General features: G+C 69.3%; 26 protein-coding genes and 1 riboswitch. Of the genes, 13 read left to right on the forward strand and 13 right to left on the reverse strand.

Features of this window, described 5'->3' with window-relative positions:
* Positions 1 to 77: 77 nt before the first annotated feature.
* The 5 genes from ectA to LCL61_RS09080 all read left to right on the forward strand — a co-directional run bounded on the left by ectA (position 78) and on the right by LCL61_RS09080 (position 6,547).
* On the forward strand, positions 78 to 569 hold the full coding sequence (gene ectA, locus LCL61_RS09060) for a diaminobutyrate acetyltransferase (RefSeq protein WP_340686424.1): 492 nt from the start codon (positions 78 to 80) through the stop codon (positions 567 to 569).
* A gap of 38 nt (positions 570 to 607) precedes the next feature.
* Entirely contained in the window at positions 608 to 1,858 is a 1,251-nt protein-coding gene (gene ectB, locus LCL61_RS09065; protein ID WP_340686425.1) for a diaminobutyrate--2-oxoglutarate transaminase, read from the forward strand.
* A gap of 44 nt (positions 1,859 to 1,902) precedes the next feature.
* Entirely contained in the window at positions 1,903 to 2,292 is a 390-nt protein-coding gene (locus LCL61_RS09070; RefSeq protein WP_007033454.1) for an ectoine synthase, read from the forward strand.
* 24 nt (positions 2,293 to 2,316) lie between these two features.
* Entirely contained in the window at positions 2,317 to 3,216 is a 900-nt protein-coding gene (thpD, locus tag LCL61_RS09075; RefSeq protein ID WP_340686426.1) for an ectoine hydroxylase, read from the forward strand.
* A gap of 541 nt (positions 3,217 to 3,757) precedes the next feature.
* Positions 3,758 to 6,547: an AfsR/SARP family transcriptional regulator gene (locus LCL61_RS09080; RefSeq protein ID WP_340686427.1), complete on the forward strand. Its 2,790-nt coding sequence runs from the start codon at positions 3,758 to 3,760 to the stop codon at positions 6,545 to 6,547.
* A gap of 218 nt (positions 6,548 to 6,765) precedes the next feature.
* Here LCL61_RS09080 and LCL61_RS09085 read toward each other — a convergent pair whose 3' ends face one another.
* The 6 genes from LCL61_RS09085 to LCL61_RS09110 form a co-directional block, all read right to left on the reverse strand.
* Positions 6,766 to 7,416 (reverse strand): DUF4190 domain-containing protein, encoded by a 651-nt coding sequence (locus LCL61_RS09085; protein ID WP_340686428.1) that lies wholly within the window; start codon positions 7,414 to 7,416, stop codon positions 6,766 to 6,768.
* Positions 7,417 to 7,577: 161 nt separating this feature from the next.
* On the reverse strand, positions 7,578 to 8,462 hold the full coding sequence (locus LCL61_RS09090) for a hypothetical protein (protein ID WP_007033450.1): 885 nt from the start codon (positions 8,460 to 8,462) through the stop codon (positions 7,578 to 7,580).
* Positions 8,459 to 8,935: a DUF6932 family protein gene (locus LCL61_RS09095; RefSeq protein ID WP_037335500.1), complete on the reverse strand. Its 477-nt coding sequence runs from the start codon at positions 8,933 to 8,935 to the stop codon at positions 8,459 to 8,461. The genes LCL61_RS09090 and LCL61_RS09095 overlap by 4 nt, the downstream gene beginning before the upstream one ends.
* Before the next feature lie 91 nt (positions 8,936 to 9,026).
* Positions 9,027 to 9,467 carry a hypothetical protein gene (locus LCL61_RS09100; protein ID WP_340686429.1) on the reverse strand — a complete coding sequence of 147 codons (441 nt, stop codon included), beginning with the start codon at positions 9,465 to 9,467 and terminating at the stop codon, positions 9,027 to 9,029.
* A gap of 7 nt (positions 9,468 to 9,474) precedes the next feature.
* Positions 9,475 to 10,191: an OmpA family protein gene (locus LCL61_RS09105; protein WP_340686430.1), complete on the reverse strand. Its 717-nt coding sequence runs from the start codon at positions 10,189 to 10,191 to the stop codon at positions 9,475 to 9,477.
* A gap of 145 nt (positions 10,192 to 10,336) precedes the next feature.
* A complete protein-coding gene (locus LCL61_RS09110) occupies positions 10,337 to 11,176 on the reverse strand; it encodes an SGNH/GDSL hydrolase family protein (RefSeq protein WP_340686431.1) in 840 nt (279 codons plus the stop codon).
* 273 nt (positions 11,177 to 11,449) lie between these two features.
* Here LCL61_RS09110 and LCL61_RS09115 point away from each other — a divergent pair, with 273 nt between their 5' ends.
* Positions 11,450 to 12,133: a DUF3159 domain-containing protein gene (locus LCL61_RS09115; protein WP_340686432.1), complete on the forward strand. Its 684-nt coding sequence runs from the start codon at positions 11,450 to 11,452 to the stop codon at positions 12,131 to 12,133.
* Between the two features lie 84 nt (positions 12,134 to 12,217).
* Here the strand turns inward: LCL61_RS09115 and LCL61_RS09120 are convergent, their stop codons facing one another.
* A complete protein-coding gene (locus LCL61_RS09120) occupies positions 12,218 to 13,192 on the reverse strand; it encodes an N-acetylglucosamine kinase (protein ID WP_340686433.1) in 975 nt (324 codons plus the stop codon).
* Positions 13,189 to 14,232, reverse strand: coding sequence for an SIS domain-containing protein (locus LCL61_RS09125; RefSeq protein ID WP_126730325.1), 1,044 nt, complete (start codon positions 14,230 to 14,232; stop codon positions 13,189 to 13,191). The genes LCL61_RS09120 and LCL61_RS09125 overlap by 4 nt, the downstream gene beginning before the upstream one ends.
* A 140-nt stretch (positions 14,233 to 14,372) precedes the next feature.
* Here LCL61_RS09125 and LCL61_RS09130 point away from each other — a divergent pair, with 140 nt between their 5' ends.
* Together LCL61_RS09130 and LCL61_RS09135 are read left to right on the forward strand one after the other, a co-directional pair.
* Positions 14,373 to 15,128: a GntR family transcriptional regulator gene (locus LCL61_RS09130; RefSeq protein WP_005160527.1), complete on the forward strand. Its 756-nt coding sequence runs from the start codon at positions 14,373 to 14,375 to the stop codon at positions 15,126 to 15,128.
* A gap of 91 nt (positions 15,129 to 15,219) precedes the next feature.
* Positions 15,220 to 16,722: an MFS transporter gene (locus LCL61_RS09135; protein WP_340686434.1), complete on the forward strand. Its 1,503-nt coding sequence runs from the start codon at positions 15,220 to 15,222 to the stop codon at positions 16,720 to 16,722.
* A 62-nt stretch (positions 16,723 to 16,784) separates the two neighbouring features.
* Here the strand turns inward: LCL61_RS09135 and LCL61_RS09140 are convergent, their stop codons facing one another.
* Positions 16,785 to 17,723, reverse strand: a complete 939-nt coding sequence (locus LCL61_RS09140; protein WP_340686435.1) for a threonine/serine dehydratase — start codon at positions 17,721 to 17,723, stop codon at positions 16,785 to 16,787.
* Between the two features lie 149 nt (positions 17,724 to 17,872).
* Between LCL61_RS09140 and LCL61_RS09145 the strand changes: the two genes are divergently transcribed.
* Positions 17,873 to 18,580 (forward strand): hypothetical protein, encoded by a 708-nt coding sequence (locus LCL61_RS09145; protein WP_340686436.1) that lies wholly within the window; start codon positions 17,873 to 17,875, stop codon positions 18,578 to 18,580.
* Between the two features lie 78 nt (positions 18,581 to 18,658).
* On the opposite strand, the gene thiE is transcribed toward LCL61_RS09145, so the two are convergent.
* Positions 18,659 to 19,324 (reverse strand): thiamine phosphate synthase, encoded by a 666-nt coding sequence (gene thiE, locus LCL61_RS09150; protein ID WP_340686437.1) that lies wholly within the window; start codon positions 19,322 to 19,324, stop codon positions 18,659 to 18,661.
* Between the two features lie 30 nt (positions 19,325 to 19,354).
* A riboswitch (TPP riboswitch) is annotated at positions 19,355 to 19,462 on the forward strand.
* On the opposite strand from thiE, the gene thiO reads away from it, so the two are divergent.
* The 4 genes from thiO (at position 19,456) to LCL61_RS09170 (ending at position 22,030) form a co-directional block, all read left to right on the forward strand.
* A complete protein-coding gene (gene thiO / locus LCL61_RS09155; RefSeq protein ID WP_340686438.1) occupies positions 19,456 to 20,526 on the forward strand; it encodes a glycine oxidase ThiO in 1,071 nt (356 codons plus the stop codon). Its footprint overlaps the riboswitch before it by 7 nt.
* Positions 20,526 to 20,726 carry a sulfur carrier protein ThiS gene (gene thiS / locus LCL61_RS09160; protein WP_007033436.1) on the forward strand — a complete coding sequence of 67 codons (201 nt, stop codon included), beginning with the start codon at positions 20,526 to 20,528 and terminating at the stop codon, positions 20,724 to 20,726. The genes thiO and thiS overlap by 1 nt, the downstream gene beginning before the upstream one ends.
* A 1-nt stretch (position 20,727) precedes the next feature.
* A complete protein-coding gene (locus LCL61_RS09165) occupies positions 20,728 to 21,486 on the forward strand; it encodes a thiazole synthase (RefSeq protein WP_340686439.1) in 759 nt (252 codons plus the stop codon).
* Positions 21,487 to 21,595: 109 nt separating this feature from the next.
* The gene (locus LCL61_RS09170) at positions 21,596 to 22,030 is read left to right on the forward strand and encodes a MarR family winged helix-turn-helix transcriptional regulator (protein ID WP_340686440.1); all 435 of its coding nucleotides are present in this window, start codon (positions 21,596 to 21,598) and stop codon (positions 22,028 to 22,030) included.
* Here the strand turns inward: LCL61_RS09170 and LCL61_RS09175 are convergent.
* The 3 genes from LCL61_RS09175 to LCL61_RS09185 are packed head-to-tail and all read right to left on the reverse strand — an operon-like array spanning position 22,008 to position 24,618.
* Positions 22,008 to 22,814, reverse strand: a complete 807-nt coding sequence (locus tag LCL61_RS09175; protein WP_340686441.1) for an ion transporter — start codon at positions 22,812 to 22,814, stop codon at positions 22,008 to 22,010. The genes LCL61_RS09170 and LCL61_RS09175 overlap by 23 nt on opposite strands.
* A 26-nt stretch (positions 22,815 to 22,840) precedes the next feature.
* Positions 22,841 to 23,671: a bifunctional hydroxymethylpyrimidine kinase/phosphomethylpyrimidine kinase gene (gene thiD, locus LCL61_RS09180; protein ID WP_340686442.1), complete on the reverse strand. Its 831-nt coding sequence runs from the start codon at positions 23,669 to 23,671 to the stop codon at positions 22,841 to 22,843.
* Between the two features lie 23 nt (positions 23,672 to 23,694).
* Positions 23,695 to 24,618, reverse strand: coding sequence for an NADP-dependent oxidoreductase (locus LCL61_RS09185; RefSeq protein ID WP_340686443.1), 924 nt, complete (start codon positions 24,616 to 24,618; stop codon positions 23,695 to 23,697).
* Positions 24,619 to 24,669 lie beyond the last annotated feature (51 nt).

Raw genomic sequence — 24,669 nt, forward strand, 5'->3', positions numbered from 1 at the left:
AGGTTGTTGCAGGTAGCCGCGTTGCCGCCGCCACGCTGATCTGACCGCGCCCGAATCCTCCGGTACGTTTCTTGGACATGTCCGGAAAGCACTTGATCGAAAATCCGACCAAGGCAGACGGTGCCGCGCTCTGGAGAATCGCTCGCGATTCCAAGAAGCTGGATCTCAACACGCCTTACGCCTATTTGCTGTGGTGCCACGATTTCGCCGACACCTCGGTCGTCGCGAAAGTCGACGGCACGCCGGTCGGCTTCGTGATCGGGTACCGGAAGCAGGACACCGGCTTCGTCTGGCAAGTCGCCGTCGACGCGTCCCAGCGAGGAAAAGGCCTGGCCGGAGCTCTGCTCGACGAGCTGTTCGGCCAGTTGACCGCCCAGGGCGTCCGGTACCTCGAAACGACGATCACGCCGGACAACGAGGCTTCGATCCGGTTGTTCGCCTCGTTCGCCAAGCGGTGGGACGCCACCGTGGAACGCCAGGATCTCTTCTCCGCGACGGATTTCCCGGCCGAGGAAGGAACGCATGAGCAGGAGGACCTGTACCGCATCGGTCCGCTCAGCAGTCAATAGAACGTAAATCCGGGGATCTCAGGGAGAAAGAAAACGTGATGAGCATTTTCGAGGAACTCGAATCCGAGGTACGCAGTTACAGCCGCGGCTGGCCGGTCGTGTTCGACAGGGCACAGGGGAGCTACCTGTACGACGAGGACGGCAAGGCGTATCTCGACTTCTTCGCCGGGGCCGGCGCGCTCAACTACGGGCACAACAACCCCGCGCTGAAGCGGGCACTGATCGACTACATCGCGCGTGACGGCGTGACGCACGCGCTCGACATGTTCACGGTGGCCAAGCGGGACTTCCTGCAGACGTTCCAGGAGAAGATCCTCCGCCCGCGGGATCTCGACTACAAGGTCGTCTTCCCCGGCCCCGGTGGCGCGAACGCGGTCGAGGCCGCGCTGAAGCTCGCCCGCAAGGTGACCGGCAAGGAATCGGTCATCAACTTCACCAACGCCTTCCACGGGATGACGCTGGGCGCCCTCTCGGTGACCGGTAACTCGATGAAGCGCGGCGGCGCGGGTGTCCCGCTGGTGCACGCCACCCCGATGCCGTACGACAACTACTTCGACGGCTCCATCCCGGACTTCCTCTACTTCGAGAAGCTGCTCGAAGACTCCGGCAGCGGCCTGAACGAGCCCGCCGCCGTGATCGTCGAGGGCGTGCAGGGCGAGGGCGGCATCAACGCCGCGCGCGTCGAGTGGCTCAAGGCGCTGGACGACCTGTGCAAGAAGCACGGCATCCTGCTGATCCTCGACGACGTCCAGATGGGCTGCGGCCGCACCGGCCCGTTCTTCAGCTTCGAGGACGCGGGCATCAAGCCCGACATCGTGTGCCTCTCGAAGTCCATCGGCGGCTACGGCATCCCGATGGCGCTGACGCTGATCCGCCCGGACCTCGACGTCTGGGAGCCGGGCGAGCACAACGGCACCTTCCGCGGTATCAGCCCGGCGTTCGTCACCGCGACCGAGGCGCTGCGCGTCTACTGGAGCGACGACGAGCTGGAGAAGTCGACCAAGGCCAAGGGCGAGCGCATCGCCGCCGCCTTCCAGGGCATCGTCGAGGCGTACCCGGACGCGAACCTGTTCGCGAAGGGCCGCGGCCTGGCACGGGGCATCGAGTTCGCCAACGGCGACCTCGCGGGCAAGGTCTGCGCCGCCGCGTTCGAGCGCGGGCTGCTGATGGAGACCTCCGGCCCCGACGGCGAGGTCATGAAGGTCCTCCCGCCGCTCACCCTGACCGACGACGAGCTGACGAAGGGTCTGTCGATCATCGACGAAGCCGTCGCCACGGTCCTCAACTGACCTGAACTGACCGCCCTCAACCAGGAACGAGAAGGAGTTTTCCTTTGCTTGTCAGAACACTCGACGAGGTCACCGACACCGACGCCGACATCAAGACCCCGAACTGGCGCAGCAAGCGCATCGTGCTGGCCAAGGAGGGCGTCGGTTTCTCGGTGCACGAGACCACGCTGTACGCCGGGACGGTCAACGACTTCTGGTACGCGAACCACATCGAAGCGGTGTTCATCACCTCTGGTGAGGGCGAGCTCGAAAACACCGCGACCGGCGAGGTCTTCCAGCTGAAGCCGGGCACGTTGTACCTGCTCAACGACCACGACAAGCACCAGGTCCGGCCCAAGACCGAGATCAAGTGCGTCTGCGTGTTCAACCCGCCCATCACCGGCCGTGAGGTCCACGACGAAAACGGCGTGTACCCGCTCGTCACCGAACCCTAGAAATCGCTCGAGGAGGCGACTGCATTGACGCTGACCGACACCCGAGTCGACGACAGTTACCCGACCCGCATCACGGGTAAGCCCGAACACCTGCCCAGGACGCACCCCACCGTCTGGGGCACCGAGGCCGACGGTCCCTTGGACGCGGCCGCGCTCGCGAACCACGAAACGCGTGGTTTCACCGTCGTCGACCAGTTGTTGTCGCCTGGTGAGGTCCAGGCCTACTGGCAGGAACTCGTCAGGATGTCGTCGGGGGACCACCGCGACGACGAGCGCGTGATCACCGAGGCCAAGACCGGTGAGGTCCGCTCCATTTTCGACGTCCACGAGACCAGCGAGCTGATCGCGGAACTCGTCCGCGACCCGCGCGTGCTCGACCGGGCCCGGCAGATCCTCGGCTCCGAGGTCTACATCCACCAGAGCCGCGTGAACTACATGCCCGGCTTCAAGGGCACCGGGTTCTACTGGCACTCGGACTTCGAGACCTGGCACGCCGAGGACGGCATGCCGGTACCTCGCGCGGTCAGCTGCTCCATCGCGCTCACCGACAACTACCCGTTCAACGGCGGGCTGATGGTGATGCCGGGTTCGCAGCGGACCTTCGTGCAGTGTGCCGGGGAAACCCCCGAGAACAACTACAAGAGTTCACTGAAAGAGCAGAGGGTCGGCGTCCCGAGCGAGGAAGACATCACCGCGCTCGCCGCCGAATACGGAATCGACCAATTCACCGGACAGGCCGGTTCGGCGCTCTGGTTCGATTCGAATGTGATGCACGGTTCGTCGAACAACATCACGCCGTACCCGCGGTCGAACATCTTCCTGGTGTTCAACAGCGTCGAGAACGCGCTGCGGGAGCCGTTCGCCGCGATCGAACCGCGTCCGGCCTTCATCGCCGGCCGTGACTCGACCCCGCTGTCGCGCTGACGAAACCGCAGGTCGCGGAGGCCATGACGGGGCCCTTGTAGCCGTCGGTGTGCGCCCTGTTACGTTGTCGCCACGTGAGCGGGCCAGTGGGCTCGCTCACGTAGGTGTTGTCGACGACCGAACGGGTTCTTCGCTCGGGGTGAGCCCACCCGGACGGACGTGGACGCCGATGTCCGGTGTGGGTCGCGCCCCCAGGCGGCCCAAATCGGATATCTCCCGGCTCCGTGCCATCAGATCGGGACTGATGGCACGGAGCCTTTTTCTTTTTCGTGAGTCGGTGCGTGGTTCGCGAGCCGGAAGTACCTGAAGGCCCCTTCGGACACGCAGTGAGCGCCGGTCACCCGGCAGCCGAAGTCCACAGTGGACGCAACCCGCCCGCTTGGCGCGCTTTGTCCGTATCGCGAGGTCGTGAAGGCCTCCTTCCCTACCCTGAAAGTAGGGAAGGAGGCCTTCACGACCTTGAGTGTCCTGGTTGGCGGCGTCTTGGCGCGGTAGGTTGGCTACTCCGGTAAGGGGAGAGATCGGAGGAGGGGGGCTTGTCATGGGCGAAAGCGGTTCCCCTGCCCGCTTCCAGCTCCTCGGTCCCGTGCGCCTCCTCGACGGCGATCGGCCGGTCCCCGTCGGCGGCCCGGGCGTCCGTGGTCTGCTCGCGCTGCTGGCGCTGAAGGTCAACAAGGTCGTCGCGCTCGACGAGATCATCGACGCGCTCTGGGGGCACGACCCGCCTGCCACGGCCCGCACGATCGTCCACGGCAACGTCTCGCATCTGCGGCGCGTGCTCCGGGGCATCCAGGGCGATCATCCGCGCGGCGCCGGGATCCTCACCGCGCCGCCCGGCTACCAGCTCACCGTCGAACCCGAGCGGATCGACGTCCACCGCGCCCGAGCCCTGCTGGAGCGGGCTTCCGCGGAAGATCCGGAGAAGGCTTCCGAACTGCTCACCGAGGCCCTCGCGCTCTGGCAGGGGCCCGCGCTCGCCGGTGTGCCGGGGTCCGTCCGCGCTCCCGAGCTGGACGATCTCCGGCTCGCCGTCCACGGCGCCAGGGTCGACGCGGACCTCGAACTGGGCAGGCACGCGGAACTGATCGTCGAGCTCAGCCCGCTGGTCCGCGCGAACCCGCTCGCCGAGCGCACGGCAGGTCAGCTGATGCGCGCGCTCTACCACGCCGGCCGCCGGGGCGACGCGCTCGAGCTCTACCGCACGGTGTCCCGGGCGACCCTGCGCACCCTCGGCGTCGAGCCCGGAGCGGAACTGCGCTGGCTGCATGAACGCGTCCTCAACGACGACCTGCCGGTCAAGGTCGCCGCGGAACCGAAGGCCGAGGCGGTGCCCGTCCAGCAGTTGCCGCCCGCGGTGCCGAACCTCGCCGGACGCGAGGCCGATCTGGCTTGGCTCGACGAACTCGCCGAGCGCGCCGAAGCGGGCGAGACCGCGGTCGGCGTGGTCACCGGGACGGCCGGGATCGGCAAGAGCAGCCTGGTGGTGTGGTGGGCGCATCGCGCGGGCCGCCGCTTCCCCGACGGCATCCTTTTCGCCTCGCTACGGGGTTTCGACCCGCATCATCCGCCGCTGGAGCCCGCCGATCTGCTCACCCAGTTCCTGCTCGGGCTCGGCGTGCCTGCCGAGGGCGTCCCGGAACAGGTCCACGAACGCGTCGCCCTCTACCGCTCGGTGATCGCCGGACGCCGGATGCTGGTCATCCTCGACAACGCCCGAAGCGCCGAGCAGGTCCGGCCGTTGCTGCCGCCCGGTTCGCGGTCGATGACGCTGGTGACCAGCCGCTCCCGGCTCGACGGGCTCGCCGTGTCCAACGCCGCCAAGCTGCGGGTGCTCGGCACCCTCGCGCCCGGCGACGCCGTCCGGTTGATCGAGGAACTCGCCGGGCCCGCCGGCTACGACCTCAACCACGCGCTCGCCCGGCTCTGTGGTTATCTCCCGCTGGCGCTGCGGATCGCGGGTGCCCGGCTCGCCGCCAGCGCGCAGTGGTCGGCGCAGGATCTGGTCGACGAACTGGGCAACGAACGGACCAGGCTGGCCGCGCTCGACGTCGAGGGCCCGGACGACGGCGTCCGCGCGGCGTTCGACGTCTCCTTCCGGGGGCTGCCGCCCGAGGTCGCGGACACGTTCCTGCGGCTCGGCGTGGTCCAGTGTGTTTCGGCCGGTTCGCATCTGACGGCCGCGATCGGCGGGATCACCGTCGCCGAGGCGCGGCGGCATCTGCGGGTGCTCGCCGCGCACAACCTGCTCGCCGAAACAGGCCGCGACTCCTTCGTCCCGCACGACCTCGTCCGCCTGTTCCTCCGTGAACTGGCGGAGAACGAACTCGACGAAGCCGACCGGGAAGCCGTCCTGTCGCGCTCGGTGCGGTTCTATCGGGCCGTCGCCGACCGGGCCCGGCGCAAGATGCTGCGGATCGTCGACCCGCTCGACTTCACCGGGGTGCTGACCGACGCGCAGACGCCGCCGATCGGTTCCTTCGACGAGGCGCAGGACTGGTTCACCGCGGAATGGGAGAACCTGATCGAGGTCCTCGAAGCCGCCCGCGCCGCCGGACGCCACGACGACGTCTGGCAGCTGGCCAGGGTCGCGCACACCTATCGGGCGGTGTACCCGCTGCTGGACGAGTGGACGCGGCTGGTCGAGATCGGGCTGGAGGCCGCCGAGCGATCCGGTGACGTCCTCGGCCGGTGCTGGATGCTGATCTCCCGTTGCGCCATCGCCCTCACCTTCGAGCTGCCGCAGGGCTGCCTCGCCGACGCCGAACGCGCGCTGGAACTCGCGACCGCGATCGGCGACGACCGGCTGATGAACTCCGCGAACATCCATCTCGGCTCCGCGCTGACCCTGCTGGGGCGGCACGACGAGGCGATCAGGACGTTGCGGCGGGCGGTCGAGGAGACCGAGCGGACCGGTGATCTCGAATTGCGCGGGCAGGCGCTCAACAACTGCGCCGAGGCCGAAAAGCGGGCCGGGCGGTTCATCGAGGCGATCGGGCACCAGGTCGCCTCGCTGGAGATCGACCGGACCCTCGGCGACGAAAGCTACGTCGTCGTCTCGCTGAACAACCTGGCCGAATTGAGCATGCGGATCGGCGAACTCGCGGCGGCCGAGCGGTACGTGTGGGAAGCCGTGGACCTGACGATCAGCAGACGGTTCGTCCTCCAGGAGGGCGTCCTGCGGCTGACGCTGGGCCGGGTGCTGCGGGCCGGGTCGGATGTGGACGGTGCCCGCGAACAATTCGCGCTCGCGCTGAAAATCCTCGCGGACGCCAATCCCAAGCTCGCCGCACTGGTCCGTGCCGAACTCACGGACCTCGGCGAAACTCCGTGAGTGATCCTTAGCGGATTCTTAGTGGCCTCGCCGCGCACGCGCGTAGGGTCCGATTCAGTGTCGATCGAGCCCTAGGGGAGGGGCATCGGTAGTGATCGGCGCTCGGGCGGGCCCGTTCCGGGGCCGTCTGAAGAGCCGCCAGGAGCGGCTCGTGGCGGTCCGGCCGGTGGAGGTGGGGGCGATACCGGCCGGCCGCCAGGCGGCACCAACGCGTGGGGTCAGCCGGTGCCTGCGGTGCACAGGGCGATGGTCTGGCCCTTGTTCTCCGCCACCTTCTTGCCGTTGACCAGGATCGTGCAGGCGATCTGGTTGCTGACCGACGAGTTCCGGGTGTCCGCGGTGACGGTGAGCAGGTAGTCGCCCGAGTTGAACGACGCCGTGCCGCGCCATTCGTCGGTGCTGGCCGGGGTCGTCTCGGTCCGCTGGTCGTTGAGCGAGCCGTACCGGATGGTCGCGCCGCCGGAGGCGCTGACGACGAACTCGACGGTGTTCTTGTCCCCGGCGACCGCCGGGACGTGCAGCCCCGACTCGCCGGTTGCGAAGAAACTGGTGTAGACCAGTAACCCGCCGGCGGCCAGCAGTCCGGTGATCGAAAGCGCGAGCCCCGCGATCCCCATTCCCTTCTTGTCCGCCTCGCCCTTCTTGATTTTGGTCAAACCGATCACGGAAAGAATCAATCCGATCACGGCGAGCGGCCATGCGGCGATCCCGGCGACCGGGACGAAGGCGACCCCGAGTGCCGCCATGCCGACCAGGAAACCTGCGATGACCACGCCGTTCTTGGGTTTGCGATGCCGTGTTCCGTGCGCGGCGAACCCAGGGCCGTAGCGGGTGGCGGGCGGGTGCGGGAGAGGTGGATCGGTCGGCATACATGCCCTTTCGGAGGCTTCCGTCCGAAGACGTTAACCCATCGTTCGGGGCAATGGCCGAAATTGTTACCTGCCGGAAAAAGTCATCATTCAACGATGATCAAGCGGTCACCGATATTTTCTGACGAGAATTGTGGCATCGCCGAATGTCGGAAACCCGATCACTGATCGAACAGGCTGACTTCCGGGGTGATCTCCAGCAGTTCGTGCACCGGGCGGCCGCGGCGGCCGTCGATGGTCGTGGTCCGCACGACGCGCAGCCGCGCGGTCACCGGCCGGTCCAGGTTCTCCTTGATCTCGTCGAGCAGATCCGGCGCGACCGCGCCCTGGATCGTGCCGCCCGATTCGCGTTCGAGATAGAAGATCCGGCGCCGCGTGCGGACGCCGTCCAGCCTGCCGCTGACCGTCTCGTAGCCGACGGCTTCACGTGATTCGCGCAGGCTCCCGGAAAGGATCCTCGCCTGCTCGGTGGTCATGCTGCGGGTCAGCTCGTCGCCCGCGGTCGGGGTCAGCGCCATGCCGATCCCGGCGTGTTTGCTGACCGCGTTGACGATGTCGCTGACCGCGTTGCGGACGGTGTCGCGCTGCAGCAGCACCGCGTCCAGCGCGCCGTCGTCGGAACCGTTGGCGGGCAGGAAGTCGCACAGTTCCTTGACCGCGCGTTCGGACAGCGACTCGATCCCGTCGTGGATGAGCGCGTCGTCGAGCGCCGGTTCCGGGAAGCCGAAGAAGATCGCGTTGCCCGCCTGTCCACGCTGGATCAGCGGGGCCTTCTCCCGGTCCGCGGGCTGGACGAAGGTCACCTCGCCCGACGGGTTGCGGATGATGTGCCCGATCTTCGCCGTCGCGTCCTGCAGCGCGCGGCTGATGTCGGAGAAGGTGTACGCGTCCAGATGCGACTCGCCGAGCACGGAAACGCGAAGCAGCGGCGAACGCGACGTCCGCTCGAACTTGGCGTACGCGGCCATCGCCGACGCTCGGGCGAGGTCGTCGAGCCAGGTGCCGCCGGGGATCTCGTCGGCGATACGCCGGAATTCGTTCCTCACCAGATCACTTCCGGAATTCCCCTGCCACCCGATGCCCACACTTCCTCCCAGATCTCCTCGTCGCCGGGGCGGCAGAGGAACCCGTCGAGCATGCCGCCGACGGGCTGGACCTGGTCCAGGTACATGGCGGGCTGGCCGACGATGACCCCGCGCAAGGTCAGCAGCCCGTACAGCGCAGAGCGCCCCGCGTCGTCGAGCCGTTTGAGCGCGCCCCATTCGTCCGGGATCAGCACCACGTCGAGCCCGAGCGGCGCGTGCGGGGTCCTGGCGGTCAGATCGCCGCCGATCCACGCGCGGCCGGTCGGCATGATCCGCCGCGCGACGCCAAGGTAACTGTTCAGCGCGCTGAACAGGATTTCACGGTCGTTCTGGTGCGGCGCGTCGAAGACCAGCCGCTCGTAGACGTCGGCCAGATCGGCGGGATGGCGGCCAGGAGGCAGCAGGTTGTGCGGCGTCCAATAGGGGAGCGCCAATCGGAGCCTCCTTCGTGTGCCGGAGCTCCCGATCGAAGAAACGTACCCGGCGTCCCGCTCACAGTGCGTAGCCGAATTTACCAGGCGAGTGTCAGCCGCCCTGCCCCGGCCGGTGCTCGGGCGCGTGCCCGGCGGGCGGCCAGTCCTCGTCGCTCGGCCAGACGGGTTCGGGTTCGTGGCCACCCTCGCCGTTCCGGGCGGCCGGTTCCGGCGGCCCCGGGTGGTAGCCCCGCACCGGTTCCGGCGTCAACTGACCCTCGCGGTGGCCTTCCGCCTCCTGGTCGTACGGTTCGTCGTCGTCCTGGATCCGCGCGGGCGGGAGGAACTGCGTCCGTTCGGTGGAGAGCAGCTCGGGCACGGGTTCGGGGTCCGGCTCGGCAGGCACCGGTGCCGTGCGTTCCGGCTCGCGGGCCACCGGTTCCGCGGCGGGTCGCTCACGTCGTTCGCCGTGCATCAGCAGCCAGGTGACACCGCAGCCGAGAGCGAACGAGATGAGCAGCCAGAGCCAGATCTGCCCGAAGAGCCAGAGCATCAGGCCATCACCTCTGTTCTGCCGTGATGTCGACGCGACGGCCCTCGCCGTTCGCGCCGTCGGAGTTCCTGCGCTGGGTGGAGTACGCCTGGTCGCGTTTGACCCCGTTGCGCTCCAGCAGCCGCTCCACCGTCAGCGCCCGGTTCAGCGAGAGCTTCCGGTCCGAACCGGTCGCGACCTGCCCGGTGATCCGGAACCTCAGCTCGCGGGGCGCGTCCGTGAGCAGCTTCGCGATCTCCAGCGCGCCGCGTTCGCCGTCCGCGGTGAGTTCGGTGGTGTCCGGTTCGAACGTGATGGGCGTGGCCGCCAGCAGGCGGTCGATCTCGGCCTGGAATCCGGCCTTGTCCACCGGCTTGGCCGACGTCGGCGTGGGACTGGGCGACGGGCTCGGGGGCGGCTGGCTCGACGGCTCGCCGCTGGTCGTCACCGGTCCGGCGGGCGGGGCGGTGTCGCCGGAGATCTCGACCGTCCGGACCCCGTCGATCCGCTGGATGGCGTCCATCGCCTGCGCGGCCTTGTCCGGCGGGAAGCCGATGAGGTTCGCGTCGCGGCCGGAGAAGCTCACCTGGCCGCCGGAGACCCCGACGTCGGCGAGCGCGTTCTTGGCGCGCGCGGTCAGCTCGGCCTCGATGTCGTCCGAGGCCGACCAGACGGTGATCGCCGTCAAGGCGAGCGTGACCAGCAGCGCTGTAGGCAGCAAGCGGCTCCAGCGTGTACCGGGCATGGAGGGACTGTAAGCCGCGTCAGGCGTGGGTGCATCGGACGAACGGGACATGACCCGTTCGGGTGATGTGAGTCGAAGGGGCCCTTCATCGCATCAGATGCGGTGAAGGGCCCCTTCGCGGCGCCAGATGAGGGGAAAGTCCCCTTCAGCTCGCGTGGTGGTGGATCTCCCGCATGTCCTTGGCCGGGAGGGAGACGCCCGTCGACTCGATCTGCTCCAGCGGGAGCAGCGGCGCGAGCTCGGGGCGCTTCGGGGACAGGCCGTCGCCCATGGACTCGCCCTTGAGCTGACGGCGGATCCACGGCAGCAGGTGCACCTTCGTCCACTCGAGGTCCGAACGGCGCGAAGTGATCCAGGTGCTCGGCTCCTCGGACGCCGGCCACGGCTCACGCCAGTCGTCGGCGACCGGGACACCGAGGACCTCGGCCGCGCGCAGCGCGATCCGCCGGTGGGCCTCGGGGGTGAAGTGCAGCCGGTCGTCGCTCCAGGCGCGGCGGTCGTGCAGCGGGGCCATCGCCCACATGTCGACCATCTTGGCGCCGTGCCGGTCGGCGATCGCCCACAGATGCGCGTTGTAGATGCCGACCTTCCCCCGCAGGACGTGCATCACGGACAGGTACTTGGTGTCCGGCCCGTTGAAGATGAGCACCGGGATCCCGGCCTCGCGCAGCTTGGCGACCCCCGCCTCCAGCCGCGCGGCGACGGCGTCCACGTCCGCGCCGGGCACGATGATGTCGTTGCCGCCCGCGCACAGGGTGACCAGGTCGGGCTTCACCGCGAGGGCGATCGGGAGCTGCTCTTCGAGGATCTCGTCGAGCATCTTCCCGCGGAGGGCGAGGTTCGCGTACTGGAAGTCGGGCCTGCCTTCGGCGAGGATCTCCGCCAGCCTGTCCGCCCAGCCCCTGAAGGTGCCGTCGGGCAAGCTGTCGTTGAGTCCTTCGGTGAAGCTGTCACCGATCGCCACGTAGCTGTCGAATCCGTACACGTTGGGTCCCCTTCCGTCCGTGTGCCCCCGGTTGATACTTGTACACCACAACTAACAGCTGAGAGCGCCCCTGCAATCCCACCTGACCGAAACCCGCGGTTCAGCCCGTTGACACAGTCTCTTATTTTGACGGACGTCCATGCACCTCCATTACTGGGATGTACACTCCTGGGCTGCGCAGATTCCCCTCAAGAGGGCGTAAACCGGACACGGTATGTGGCGAACGTCTCCCCGCCCGGGTGTCGGGACTCATAGATCCGGCAGGCTGTAAGGGTGACCTCACGACCCTCGCGCGAGTCGCTCGCCCAGATCCTCGGCGGGCGGCGTGGCGCCATCGACGCGAGCATCCCGCCAGCGGCCTTCGTCCTCGGCTGGCTGATCGCCGGCCAGTCGATCGCCTGGGGCGCCGGGGTGGCCATCGGTGTGGCGGTGCTGCTCGGCGTGTACCGGGTCGCGCGCGGCGACAAGGCCCGCGCGGTCGTGGTGAGCCTCGCCGCGGTGATCGCCGCCGCGCTGATCGCCCTGCACACCGGCCGCGCCGAAGACTTCTTCCTCATCCAGCTGCTGTCCAATGTGGCCAGCGCGCTGCTGTGGGCGGCCAGCATCGTGGTCCGGTGGCCGTTGCTCGGTGTCGTGGTGGGGCTCGTCATCGGGCAGAAGACCCGATGGCGCCGTGATCCCGCGCTGCTGCGCGCGTATTCGCGGGCGAGCTGGGTGTGGGTCTTCCTCCAGTACACGCTGCGCGTCGTCGTGTTCGGCTCGCTGTGGTGGAGCGGGCAGGTGGTCGCACTCGGCATCGCCAGGACGGTGCTGTCCTGGCCGCTGGTCGCGGTGACGGTCGCCGTGAGCGGCTGGGTGCTGTACCGCACGCTGCCTCCGGAACATCCCGGCCTGCGGGTGGTGGAGGAGAACGGGGATCCCTCGGATTCCGCGCCCGATGGGCTGCCCAGGACATAAGGCGGCCCCCGGCGAGGGGGGAGGGTCCGGGGGCCGGGTCCTACGGTACCCGGAGTTCGGCCCCGGAGTCGATGGTTTGGTCTTTTAGGGCTCGTTTTTGGTGTTTTTCCAGGGTGGGACCGGCCGCGGTGCCCCTTCTCCGTAGGCGTCGACGGCGGCCAGCCAAGCGGCTCCGAGTACCCCGTCGGTGCTGGTCAGGACCTCGATGCCGGCGAGTTCGGCGCGGACCTTCGTCCCCACCGGCCCCTCCGGCGACAACACGCCGCCCACCAGGACGACCGGCGTGTCCTCCCCCGGATCCCGGGCGGCCATGACGTTCGTCACCAACAAGGTGGCCGCGCGGGTGGTGATCTCGTCCGCCACCGGATCGCCTTCGCGGTAGGCCTCGCTGACGAACGGGGCGAACCTGGCGAGCCGGATCGGCGCTTCGGCGTTGGCGCTCGTGATGAGCGCGCGCCATAGCGGGGTCCGGTCGGTCGCGGGGTCCACTGCGGACGGTCCGAGCGCTTCGCTGAGCACGGCGCGCGCGAGCGGACCGGGTTCGCCGCCTCGGCCGAGAACATCCAAAGTGGAGCGAACGGCTTCACGGCCGAGCCAGTACGCCGAACCTTCGTCGCCGAGCAACCAGCCGTAGCCGCCGACGGTGGACACCATGCGCCTGCCGCGGATCCGTCCGGCGATCGATCCGGTGCCCGCCACGAGCACCGAACCGTCCGGCGCGGAGGTCGCCGACGCGTAGGCGACCTCCGGGTCGGGGACCGTCCGCACTGCACTGATCCCCGTGCCCTTCCACGCGGCCTCGAAGATCTCCGCGATCGCCGGATCGCTCAGCTTGCTGACACCCGCCATGCCGACGACGCACGCCGCGGTCGCGGCCGGATCCAGCCCGCCGAGCGCGCCGGTGATCGCGCTCGCGATCCGCGCGGCGGCTTCCGACGGCGGATGGGAATTGGGGTTCGCCCCGCCCGCGCGGCCCGTGCCGAGGACGGCGCCGGAGGCGTCGACGGCGATCGCTCGCGTCGACGTGCCTCCGGCGTCCACACCGATGACGTGGGTCACCGGGTCTTGGTCACCTTGAGCAGCCCGCGCGGGCTGTCCGGGTCACCGCCGCGCGCCAGTGAAAGGCCGAGCGCGATCCGCTGGATGGGCAGGATCTCCAGGATCGGGGCGACCTCTTCGGCGGACGGCGCGACCCCGATCCGCAACGCCGCGGGCACGTCGGCCGAAGCGGAGCCGACCGCGAGCACGTCCGCGCCGCGTTTGCCGACGGCTTCGAGGACCTCCTGCATCGCGCCCACTCCGTGTCCCTGGCTCGTCACGGCGAGCACGGCGGTCTCGCCGTCGACCGCGGCGACCGGACCGTGCAGCAGGTCCGCGCCGCTGTACGCGCGGGCCGCGAGGTAGCTGGTTTCGGCCAGCTTCAAAGAACCTTCCAGAGCCGTGGCGTACGAGTAGCCGCGGCCCGTGGTGAGCACCCGGTCGACGAAGCGGTAGCGGTCCACCGCGCGCTGCACGCCTTCTTCCGAGCCGTCGAGGGTCTGCTGTGCGAGCTCGCCCAGCTTCTCCGCGTCCGCGCCCTTGCCGCCGCGGACCGCGTCGATCAGAAGGTAAAGCGAAAGCAAGGTGGCCGAGTAGGTCTTGGTGGCGGCCACCGCCTTTTCCAGTCCCGCGCCGATGTCGACGCCGAGTTCGGCGGCGGCGCGAAGCGGCGACTCCGGGGTGTTGGTGACCGAGACGGTCAGCGCTCCCTGGCGACGCGCGGTTTCGGTGACCTCGATGAGATCCGGGGATCCACCGCTTTGGCTTACTGTGATGAAGAGAACGTCCCGCAGATCGGGACGGGCGCCGTACAGAGTCGCGGTGGAGGGTGAGACGAGACCGCAGGGGAGACCGAGGAGTACTTCGATCAGGTACTTCGCATACAGGGCGGCGTGGTCGCTGGAGCCCCGGGCGGCGAGGAGTGCGAACCTGGGCGGGCGCTTGGAGATGGCTTCGGCCACCTCGGCGATTTCGGCCTGTCGCTCCACGATTCCTGCCAGAATGGCGGGTTGCTGGGAGATCTCCGCGGCCATGTGCTCGCCGGGGCGCTGTTCGGTCATCTCGTTCCCTTCCACCGGGACGTACTTCGTCCCCCGAGTAGGTCTAGACCAATGCTAGCCCGAATGGACGTTTGTGGTGAAGGGTACGTTTCCTAGCGGGGACGGTGCGCGTTTGAGTGGGAAGGCTTAGGGAGTCGGTCATGTTGGAGACAACCACCGCGAGTGAGGCGGGCGCTACGGCAGGGATGCGCGGGCAGCGCGAACCCAAGTACTGGGCGCTGAAACAGCATCTGCTCGATCTGCTCGACGCGTTGCCGCCCGGCTCGCCGATTCCGACGGAACGGGCGCTGGCGGGGGAATTCACCGTTTCGCGCACCACCGTCCGGCAGGCGCTCGCCGACCTCACCGCCGAGGGCAGGCTCCACCGCGTGCAGGGCAAGGGCACCTTCGCCGCCGAGCCGAAACTCGCGCAGCGCCTGCAGTTGTCGTCCTACACCGAGGACATGCGCAAACAGGGGCTCAAGCCGTCGTCCAAGCTGCTGGAGATCGACGAACTGCCCGTCGAAGCCGATCTGGCGAAGCTGCTCGGAATCCGTGTCGGCGCGAAGATCCTTCGCCTTCGCCGTCTGCGGCTGGCCGATTCACAGCCGATGGCCCTCGAGACCACGCATCTCCCGCTCGGCCGCTTCCGCGGTTTGCGCAAACACGTTTCCGCAGGTGGTTCGCTGTACGCCGTGCTGAGGGAGCACTACGGCGTCGAGCTCGAAAGGGCCGAGGAAACGATCGAGACCGCCCTCGCCGGACCGCACGAGGCTGAGATGCTCGGCGCCGACGTCGGAATGCCGATGTTGCTCCTTTCGAGGCATTCCTTCGCCACCGACGGAAAACCGGTCGAGTTCGCGCGCGCGATCTACCGGGGTGACCGTTACAAATTCGTCACCACACTACTTCCCTGACGAGTCAGGTAATTCCGGGAAAGATCGCTTTCCCGGAATTCACGCCGATTTCGCGGTGGCCCGCTCCCGGCCGTCGTGATTCAGTCGTCCCATGACTGACACGGCGGCGGGGATTCGGTGGGGGACGCCGGTGGCGCGCGGCGTGCTCGCGACGACGATCGTGGGCTCGGGCATGGCGATGCTCGACGGGACGATCATCAACGTCGCGCTCCCGAGGATCGGCGAAGAACTCGATGCGTCCGTCGCGGGCCTTCAATGGATCCTCGACGGCTATCTGCTCGCGCTCGCCGCGCTGATCCTCGTCGCCGGATCCCTCGGCGACCGCTACGGCCGCCGCCGCATGTTCATCGTCGGCGTCGTCTGGTTCGGTGTCGCCTCCGGGCTGTGCGCCGCCGCGACGACCACCGAGTTGCTCGTCGCGACCCGGATCCTCCAGGGGATCGGGGGAGCTTTGCTCACGCCCGGCTCGCTGGCGATCCTTCAAGCGTCCTTCGCCCACGACGACCGGGCCCGCGCGATCGGTGCCTGGTCCGGGCTCGGCGGCATCGCGGCGGCGGTCGGCCCGCTGCTCGGCGGCGTCCTCGTGCAGGTGTGGTCGTGGCGGCTGGCGTTCCTGATCAACCTGCCGCTCGCCGCGGTCTGCGTCCTGCTCGCCCGGCGCTACGTACCCGAGTCCCGTGACGAGGAGGCGACCGGGCATCCCGACTTCCTCGCGGCCGCCGTCGGCGCGATCGGGCTCGCCGGGCTGACCGGCGCGCTGGTCGAGGCACCCGGACGCGGTATCGGCGACGTCGTCGTCCTGGTCGCCATCGTGCTCGGCGTCGCGGGGCTGGGCTCGTTCCTGGTGATCCAGCACCGCTCGGCCGACCCGCTGGTGCCGCCGAAACTGTTCCGCGACCGGACGTTCAGCCTCGCCAACGCGCTGACCTTCGTCGTCTACGCGGCGCTCGGCGGCGTGATGATGCTGATGGTCATGCAGTTGCAGGTGTCGCTGGGCTACTCGCCGACCGCGGCCGGACTCGCCGGGCTGCCGATCACCGTCATCATGCTGCTGTTCTCCGGCCGGTCCGGCGCGCTCGCGCAGAAGATCGGGCCGCGTACGCAGCTGGTCGCCGGCCCGATCCTGGTGGGCGTGGGCATGCTCCTGCTGATGCGTGTCGGGCCGGGGTCCTCGTATCTGGGGTCGGTGCTGCCCGCCGTCGTCGTGTTCGGCGCCGGGCTGGCGACGGTCGTCGCGCCGGTGACCGCGACGGTGCTGGCCGCCGCGCCGGACCGGTACGCCGGCGTCGCCTCCGGGGTCAACAACGCCATCGCCCGGTCGGGTGGCCTGCTCGCGATCGCCGTGCTGCCCGCCGTCGCCGGGCTGTCCGGTGCCGCCTACACCGATCCGGTGGCGCTGACCGCGGGCTGGCGGACGGCGTTGCTGGTGTGCGCGGCCCTGGCGATCGGCGGCGGGCTGATCGCGCTCGGCATCCACAACGGTGTCCTCGACACGCCTGCCGAGGACACCGACGAGTCACCGCATCCGGGTGAATGCCTCCACTGCGGGGTCGACTCGCCGCCGACGCACGTCCGTCCCGCCGGACACACGTGATCGGAGTCGGAACTCGCGGGCTTGAAGGCGGAACTCGCGAGATCCGGCTTTACGCACGCGAGCTAAGCCAGTAGATCGGCCAGCGTCGCCGGGTCCAGGTTCCCGCCCGAAACGACCGAAACGACCTTGCCCGGCGGCAGCGCGTCCCGGTGGGAAAGGAACGCGGCGGTCGCGGTGGCGCCGCTCGGCTCGGCGACCAGGCGGGCCCGGTGCGCCAGCGTCCGGACGGCCTCCCGGATCTCCTCCTCCGAAACGGTGATGACGTCGTCGAGCACCGACTGGAGGTGGGCGAAGGTCAGGTCCGACGGCTGGGCGCGCAGTCCGTCGGCGCTGGTGCGCGCCCGCAGGTCCATCGGCCACTCGATCCGCCTGCCCGCGCGCAGGCCCTCGGCGGTGTCGCCGGCCAGTTCCGGCTCGACGCCGATGACCTTCGCGTCCGGCAGCAGTTCCTTGATCGCCGTGCCGACGCCCGAGGCCAGCCCGCCGCCGCTGAGCGGCACGAGCACGACGCCGGCGTCCGGCAGGTCTTCGGCGATCTCCAGGCCGACGGTGCCCTGCCCGGCGATGACGTCGCGGTGGTCGAACGGCGGGATCATGGTGAGCCCCCGTTCGCCGGCGACGGCGAGCGCGGAGGATTCCTGTGCGTCGATCGGGACCTCGATGACCTCGGCGCCGAGCGCCTTGGTGGCTTCGACCTTGGCGCGCGGGGCGACGTCCGGAATGAGGATCACCGCGGGGATCCCGAATCGCTTCGCCGAGTACGCGACCGCTTGCGCGTGGTTGCCACTGGAAAACGCGACGACACCGCGGGCGCGCTGATCTTCGTTCAACTCGGCGATCGCATTGTACGCGCCGCGCACCTTGAAAGCGCCGATCGGCTGAAGGCTTTCCGGTTTGAGCCACAACGGCGCCCACCCTTGTTCCAGTAACGGGGTGCGCACCGCGACGCCTTTGACGCGGCTCGCCGCGTCGCGGATTTCCTCGATCGATACCAGGTCCATACGTCCGATTATGTCAAGGAGTTGTGAGCCGTGGACAGTCCTTTATGGACAGACCGCGTGGCGCTGCTCACGTGCGGACAACGAAGGGAGCATCCCGTGCGCCTTAGTCGTTAGGACCGGTGAGGACCGACTAGCAGCAGAACGGGATCATGACCAAGGAGAGCACGGAGAAAACCGAAAAGACGGAAAAGCAGGGCCGGATCATCCAGGTGACGGCGGCCGCGATGGCCGCGATCACCGCGGCGCTGCTGGGTTCCACCCTCGGCGTGGCCGGAACGGTGGCGGGCGCCGGGCTGGCGAGCGTGATCACGACGCTCGGCGGCGAACTGTACCTGCGTTCGCTGCAACGGACGAAGGACGCGGCGCTGAAGGCGCGAGTGGTGCTGACCGTCCCCGGACGCCGCAAGGTGCTCGACCCGGCTGAGCAGGAGACCGTCCGGCTCACCCGGGCGGAGGAGGAAGAGCCGTCCGGGCGGAAGTTCAAACCGCGCTGGGCGGTGATCGCCGGAGTCAGCGTGGCGGCGTTCGCGGTGGCGCTCGTCGCGATCACCGGCTTCGAGGGGGCGACCGGGAAGACCTTCGGTGGTGGGACCGGGACGACCATAGGGAAGATCATCGGCGGCGGGCAGCCTCAGGAGCGGCAGGACAAGCACGACACCCCGCCTGCGACGACCCCTTCGGAAACGAAGGACAACCAGCCGGAGACGACGCCGTCGACCACGCCGACCCCGTCGACGACCCCGACGGCCCCCACGACCACGCAGGCGCCTCCGACGACGCAGTCCACGACGCCTTCGACCTCCCAGGCGCCACCGACGACGCCGTCCGCTCCCGCCTCGAACACCCCCGTGCCCTGATCCCCTTCCCGCATTTCGTCCTCTGAATGCGGTAGTTCGCGCTGCCAACTACCGCGTTCAGAGGACGAAATGCGTGGGTCAGGGGAGGGCCGAGAGGAGGGCGCGAGCGGCAGCTTCGGGGTCTTCGGCCTCGGTGATCGCGCGGACGACGACGATCCGCGACGCCCCCGCGTCCAGCACCTCGGGCAGCCGCTCGGCGTCGATGCCGCCGATCGCGAACCACGGCCGCGTCGTCCCGGACGCGGCCGTCGAGCGCACCAGGTCGAGCCCCGGGGCGGACCGGCCCGGCTTCGTCGGGGTCGGCCAGCACGGGCCGGTGCAGAAGTAGTCCACGCCGGCCTCCCCGGCGGCGGCCGCGGCCTGTTCGGCCGAATGGGTGGACCGGCCGATCACCACGTCGTCCCCGAGCACGCGACGGGCGAGCGACACCGGGATGTCGTCCTGGCCAAGGTGCAGCACGTGCGCGCCGACGGCGAGCGCGACGTCCGCGCGGTCGTTCACCGCCAGCAGCTTGTCGTGCTTCTCGCACGCCTCCGCCAGCACCTCCAGGGCGGCGATCTCGTGTTTCGCCTCGATCGGCGCACCGCCGGTCTTGTCCCTCAGCTGGATGATGTCGACCCCGCCGGCCAGCGCGGCGTCGGCGAATTCGGCGAGATCGCCGCGGCCGGACCGGGCGTCTGTGCAGAGGTACAGGCGGGCGTCCGCGAGCCGGGCGCGGATCAGCGAACCAGACAGGGTGGGCATGGCGGCGACGGTACTCGCGCGCTACGGTGGGGTGGTCCGCACGGGAGCCCGAGGACGGGCTGAGAGGGAGCCGGGACCGCTCCGACCGTGGAACCTGATCCGGGTCATGCCGGCGCAGGGAGCGTGATCTCATGAGAGAACTTTCGGTTGTCGGCGGCGGGGTCATCGGCCTCTCGGTCGCTTGGCGCGCGTCCGCGCGCGGCCATCGCGTCACCGTGTACGACCCTGAGCCGGGGCGCGGCGCGTCGTGGCTCGCGGGCGGCATGCTCGCGCCTGTCACCGAGGCATGGCCAGGCGAGGAAGACGTCCTCAAGCTCGGCGAAGCGTCGCTGCGGCGCTGGCCCGATTTCGCCCGCGACCTGGCGGAAGAGGGTGCGGACCCGGGTCTTTCGCCGCACGGCACGCTCGTCGTCGCACTGGACAGCGCCGACGCGGGCAACCTCGAAATGCTCGCCGCGTACCTCGCCGAGCTGGGCCGCGAGGTCGAGCGGCTGACCGGCCGCGAGGTCCGCCGCGCCGAACCCGGCCTCGCCGGGTCCGTCCGAAGTGGACTCCTCGTGCCCGGGGATCTGGCCGTGGACAACAGAAGGCTGCTGCACGCGCTCAGGCACGCTTGCGACGAACACGGCGTCGAGTTCCGTCAACAGACCATCACGGACCTCGCCGGGTTGGGTGACGTCGTCCTCGCCGCGGGAGCCTGGACCGGGCGGCTGCATCCCGCGCTCGAAGGCGCCGTCCGCCCGCTCAAGGGCGAGATCCTCCGCCTCCGGCCGCGACGGGGTTGCCTGCCACCACCGAAACGCACGGTCCGCGCGATGGTCGAAGGCCGCCCGATCTACCTCGTCCCGCGTGACGACGGTCAGCTCGTACTCGGCGCGACGCAGTACGAAGCCGGTTTCGACGAGACCGTCACCGTCCGAGGCGTTCGTGAACTGCTCGAAGGCGCGGAGCGCGTCTTCCCAGGCCTCACCGAATACGAACTCGTCGAGACCGCCGCCGGGCTTCGCGCGGCGAGTGTCGACACGATGCCCTTCATCGGTGAGCTGGGCGAAGGTGTCTTCGCCGCGACAGGTCACCATCGCAACGGTCTCCTGATGGCCCCGGTCACCGCGGACGCCGCGGTCGCCTGGCTGGACGGAGTGCCGTTGCCGGACGAGGTCGCGGCGGCCACGCCGTCGCGGCGAAGCGAGGAGCGGGTGTGATGGAGATCCAGGTCAACGGCCAGTGGCGCGAATTCCCCGACGGGACCACCGTCGAGGGCGTGCTGGAGGCGCTGGGCACGGCGACACAGGGGGTCGCGGTCGCGGTGGACGGCGTGGTCGTCCGGCGCGGCGAATGGCCGGAAGCGGTGGTGCGCAAGGGCGCCAGCGTCGACATCCTCACCGCTGTGCAAGGAGGCTGAAATGGACGGCGACCACCTCGTCATCGGAGAGCACAAGCTCTCGTCGCGGTTGATCATCGGCACCGGCGGCGCGGGCAACCTCGCCGTGCTGGAACGCGCGCTGGTGGCGTCCGGCACGGAACTGACCACCGTCGCGATGCGCAAGGCCGACGCGGAAGGGGGCTCCGGCGTCCTCGAACTGCTTCGCCGCCTCGGCATCCGCCTGCTGCCCAACACCGCCGGCTGCCGGACGGCCGCCGAAGCGGTCCTCACCGCGCAGCTCGCCCGCGAAGCGCTCGAGACCGACCTCATCAAGCTGGAGGTCCACGCCGACGACCGCACCCTGCTGCCGGACCCGTTCGAGACCCTCGAAGCGGCCGAACAGCTCGCCGCGGACGGCTTCACTGTGCTCGTGTACACCAACGACGACCCGGTGCTGGCGCTGCGGCTGGAGGAGGCGGGCTGCGCGGCGGTGATGCCGCTCGGCGCGCCCATCGGCACCGGTCTCGGCATCCGGAACCCGCACAACATCGAGCTGATCGTGTCGCGCGCGGGGGTCCCGGTGATCCTCGACGCCGGGATCGGCACGGCTTCCGACGCGACGCTGGCGATGGAGCTCGGCTGCGACGCGGTCCTGCTTTCCACCGCGGTGACCAGGGCCGCGGACCCTGAACGGATGGCGTCGGCGATGCGGGCCGCCGTCACCGCGGGGCGGCTGGCCGCCGGCGCGGGGCGGATCCCGCAGCGGTTCTGGGCGCATGCGTCGAGCCCGCCCCGGTAACCCTTTTGTACGGTTCACGGCCTTCACGGCGAGTTCGCACCGGAAGCCCGTATGGTTGACGGCACTTTCCGGAGGCGCACCCGCCGCCGTGTACCCAGAGGAGCCAGTGGTGACCACGTCAGCGGTCCAGGACGTTTCGGGCAGGTTGTTCCTGGCGGTGGGCAGGCTGTCCCGGTCACTGCGCCAGGCGGGCGTGCCCGGGCCAGGCCACGGCGCGATCTCGGCGCTCGCCACGCTCGTGCACTACGGCCAGCTCCGGCTGGGTGACCTCGCGGCGAAGGAAGGCGTCGCCGCGGCCACCATGTCGAGGATCGTCGCTTCGCTGGTCGAAGCGGGCTACGTCAGCCGTGAATCGGACCCGATCGACAGGCGTGCCTGGCTCGCGGAGGCCACCGAAGAGGGCGAGAGGCTGGTTTCCGGCGTCCGGTCGACGCGCGTGAACGAACTGGGCAAACGCCTCGAACGGCTGAGCCCGGAGCACCAGGCGGCCTTGGCGGCGGCCCTTCCGGCGCTCGAAGCGCTCATCGCGGACGAAGAGCGCTGAGTTCCGCGACTTCGGCACGAAGAGCGCGAAGCTCGTCAAGGATCTCCTTGTTCGCCTGGGCCTGCGTTTCGGCCTGCTTCGCCTCTTCCTCGCGGATGTCCTGGCGAAGCTCGTCCTCCATCCCGCTGACCACCACGGCGATGAAGAGGTTCAGCACCGCGAAGCTGGACACGAGGATGTAGACCACGAAGAACACCCAGGCCATGGGTGCTTCCTTCATGACCTCCTTGGCGATGTCCGGCCAAGCCTCGCCGGTCATCACCTGGAACAGCGTGAACAGCGACGTGCCGAGGTCTCCGAAGTTCTCCGGCGAGATCGCGCCGAACAGCTTCGTCGCCATCACGCCCGCGACGAAGATGATCAGCGCGAGGAGCGCGGCGATCGAAGCCATCCCGGGGATCGACGCGAGCAGGCCGGTGACGACCTTCCGCATCGACGGCACGACCGAGATCAGCCGCAGCACGCGCAGGACCCGCAACGCCCGCAGCACCGCGAACGGGCCGGTCGTCGGGATCACCGCGATCCCGACGACGACCAGGTCGAAAATGTTCCACGGGTCGCGGAAGAACTTCCCGCGATAGGCGTAGAGCTTCGCGCCCAGTTCGAGGACGAAGATCCCGAGCGCGATGTAGTCGACCGTGTGCAGCAGGCTCCCGTACTCCGCGAGCATTCTCGTGGAGGTCTCGAGGCCGAGCGTGACGGCGTTGAAGACGATCACCGCGATGATGAAGTTCTGGAAGCGGCGGTCTTCGACGACCCTGGCCACCGTTTCGCGTCCGGTCACGGCGCAGATCGTAACCGGACGGGTGCTCAGTGCCCGGGCGCAAGCCGCCAGAACGCCGAAACCGGACCGACCTTCGCGCCCATCGGGTAGGCGTTTTCGACCGCGTGTGAAACGAACCACTTGCCGTAGCGGGCGGCCTCCACGACGGACATCCCCTTCGCGAGACCGGCCGTCAGCGCCGACGCCATGGTGTCCCCGGCGCCGTGCGTGTGCTGGGTCGCGAACCGCTCGCCCGGCAGTTCGACGAACGTGGAACCGTCGAAGAGCACGTCGACGCATTCGGGGTCGGAGACGAGGTGGCCGCTCTTCACGAGTACGTACTTCGGCCCGAGCCGGTGCAGCACGACGGCCGCCTGGTGCATCTGTTCACGGGTGGTCACGGTCATCCCGGTCAGCAGGCGGACCTCGTCGAGGTTCGGCGTGAGGACGGTCGCGCGCGGCAGGAGCTCGTCCCGCAGCGCGACCAGCCCGGCTTCGTCGAACAGCGGATGACCGTGCATCGACGCCGCGACCGGGTCGACCACGAACGGCACCTTGCGGTCGCGGCCGATCTCGGCCTTGTCGCACGCCGCGGCGACGGCGTGGATGATCTCGGCCGAGGCGAGCATGCCGGTCTTGGCCGCGTTGACGCCCATGTCGGCCGCGACGGCCTCGATCTGGCCCGCGACGATCCGCGCCGGGATGTCCGTGCGGTCGTGCACGCCGAGGGTGTTCTGGACGGTCACGGCGGTGACCGCGACCAGACCGTGCACGCCACAGGTGAGGAACGTGCGCAGATCCGCCTGAAGGCCGGCGGCGCCGCCGGAGTCGGACCCCGCGATGGTCAGCGCCGACGGCGGGCTCGGGTTCTCGCTCATGGGTTCATTTTCCACGCGCGTTCTCAGAGGGTCAGGACGAGCTTCCCGGTGACCCTGCCACCTTCGCCGGCTTCGTGCGCCTTCGCGACGTCCTCGAGAGGGAAGGTCTGCTCGACGTGGACGCGCAGTTCGCCCTTCTCGATCAGGCCGGTCAGCGCCAGCAGGCCGAGCTGATCGGGTTCGGCCAGCATCCCCGACGTCCGCACGCCGAGCTTCTCCGCCTTCGCCACGACAGCCTCGCTCGGGCCGCCGGGGACCGCGATCAGCAGGCCGCCCGGCTTCACCGCGTCCAGCCAGCGCAGATCGCTCTGCTCGCCGACCAGCCCGAACACAAGGTCCACATCGGACACGGTCGCGGTCTCGTCGCGGTAGTCGATCGGCTCGTCGACGCCGAGTTCGCGGAGGAAATCGTGCTTCGCCGCGCTCGCCGTGCCCAGGACGTACGCCCCGCGCGCCTTCGCCACCTGGACGGCCAAGTGCCCGACACCGCCCGCGGCCGCGTCGATCAGCACGCGCTGTCCCGGCCGGACATCGGCGAGGTCCACCAGGCCCTGCCACGCGGTGAGCCCGGCGAGCGGCAGCCCGGCGGCCTGCTCGTGGGTGAGGCTCGCGGGTTTGCGCACGAACTGGCGGGCGGGCGCGGTCACGTATTCGCCGTAACCTCCGGCCTGCCTGGGGAACCAAGGGAAGCCGAGGACCTCGTCGCCGACGGCGAAGTGCGTCGTGCCGACGCCGAGCTCCTCCACCACCCCGGAGACGTCCCAGCCGAGGACGAACGGCGGCTCGCCCATGAAGACGCCGTAGGCCCGGGTCTTCCAGTCGACCGGGTTGACGCCGGCCGCGCGCACCCGCACGAGCACCTCCGTCGGGGCGGGGGACGGCCGATCGGTTTCGGTCACCTCCAGCATTTCCGGGCCACCAAGCCGCTGCTGGGTCACGACGCGCATCGAAAGCTCCTCCGTTGTCGGTGCTTTCCATGCTCGGGCGCTTGGTCTCTT

The sequence above is a fragment of the Amycolatopsis coloradensis genome, assembly GCF_037997115.1.
GTDB classification, from domain to species: Bacteria; Actinomycetota; Actinomycetes; order Mycobacteriales; family Pseudonocardiaceae; genus Amycolatopsis; species Amycolatopsis coloradensis_A.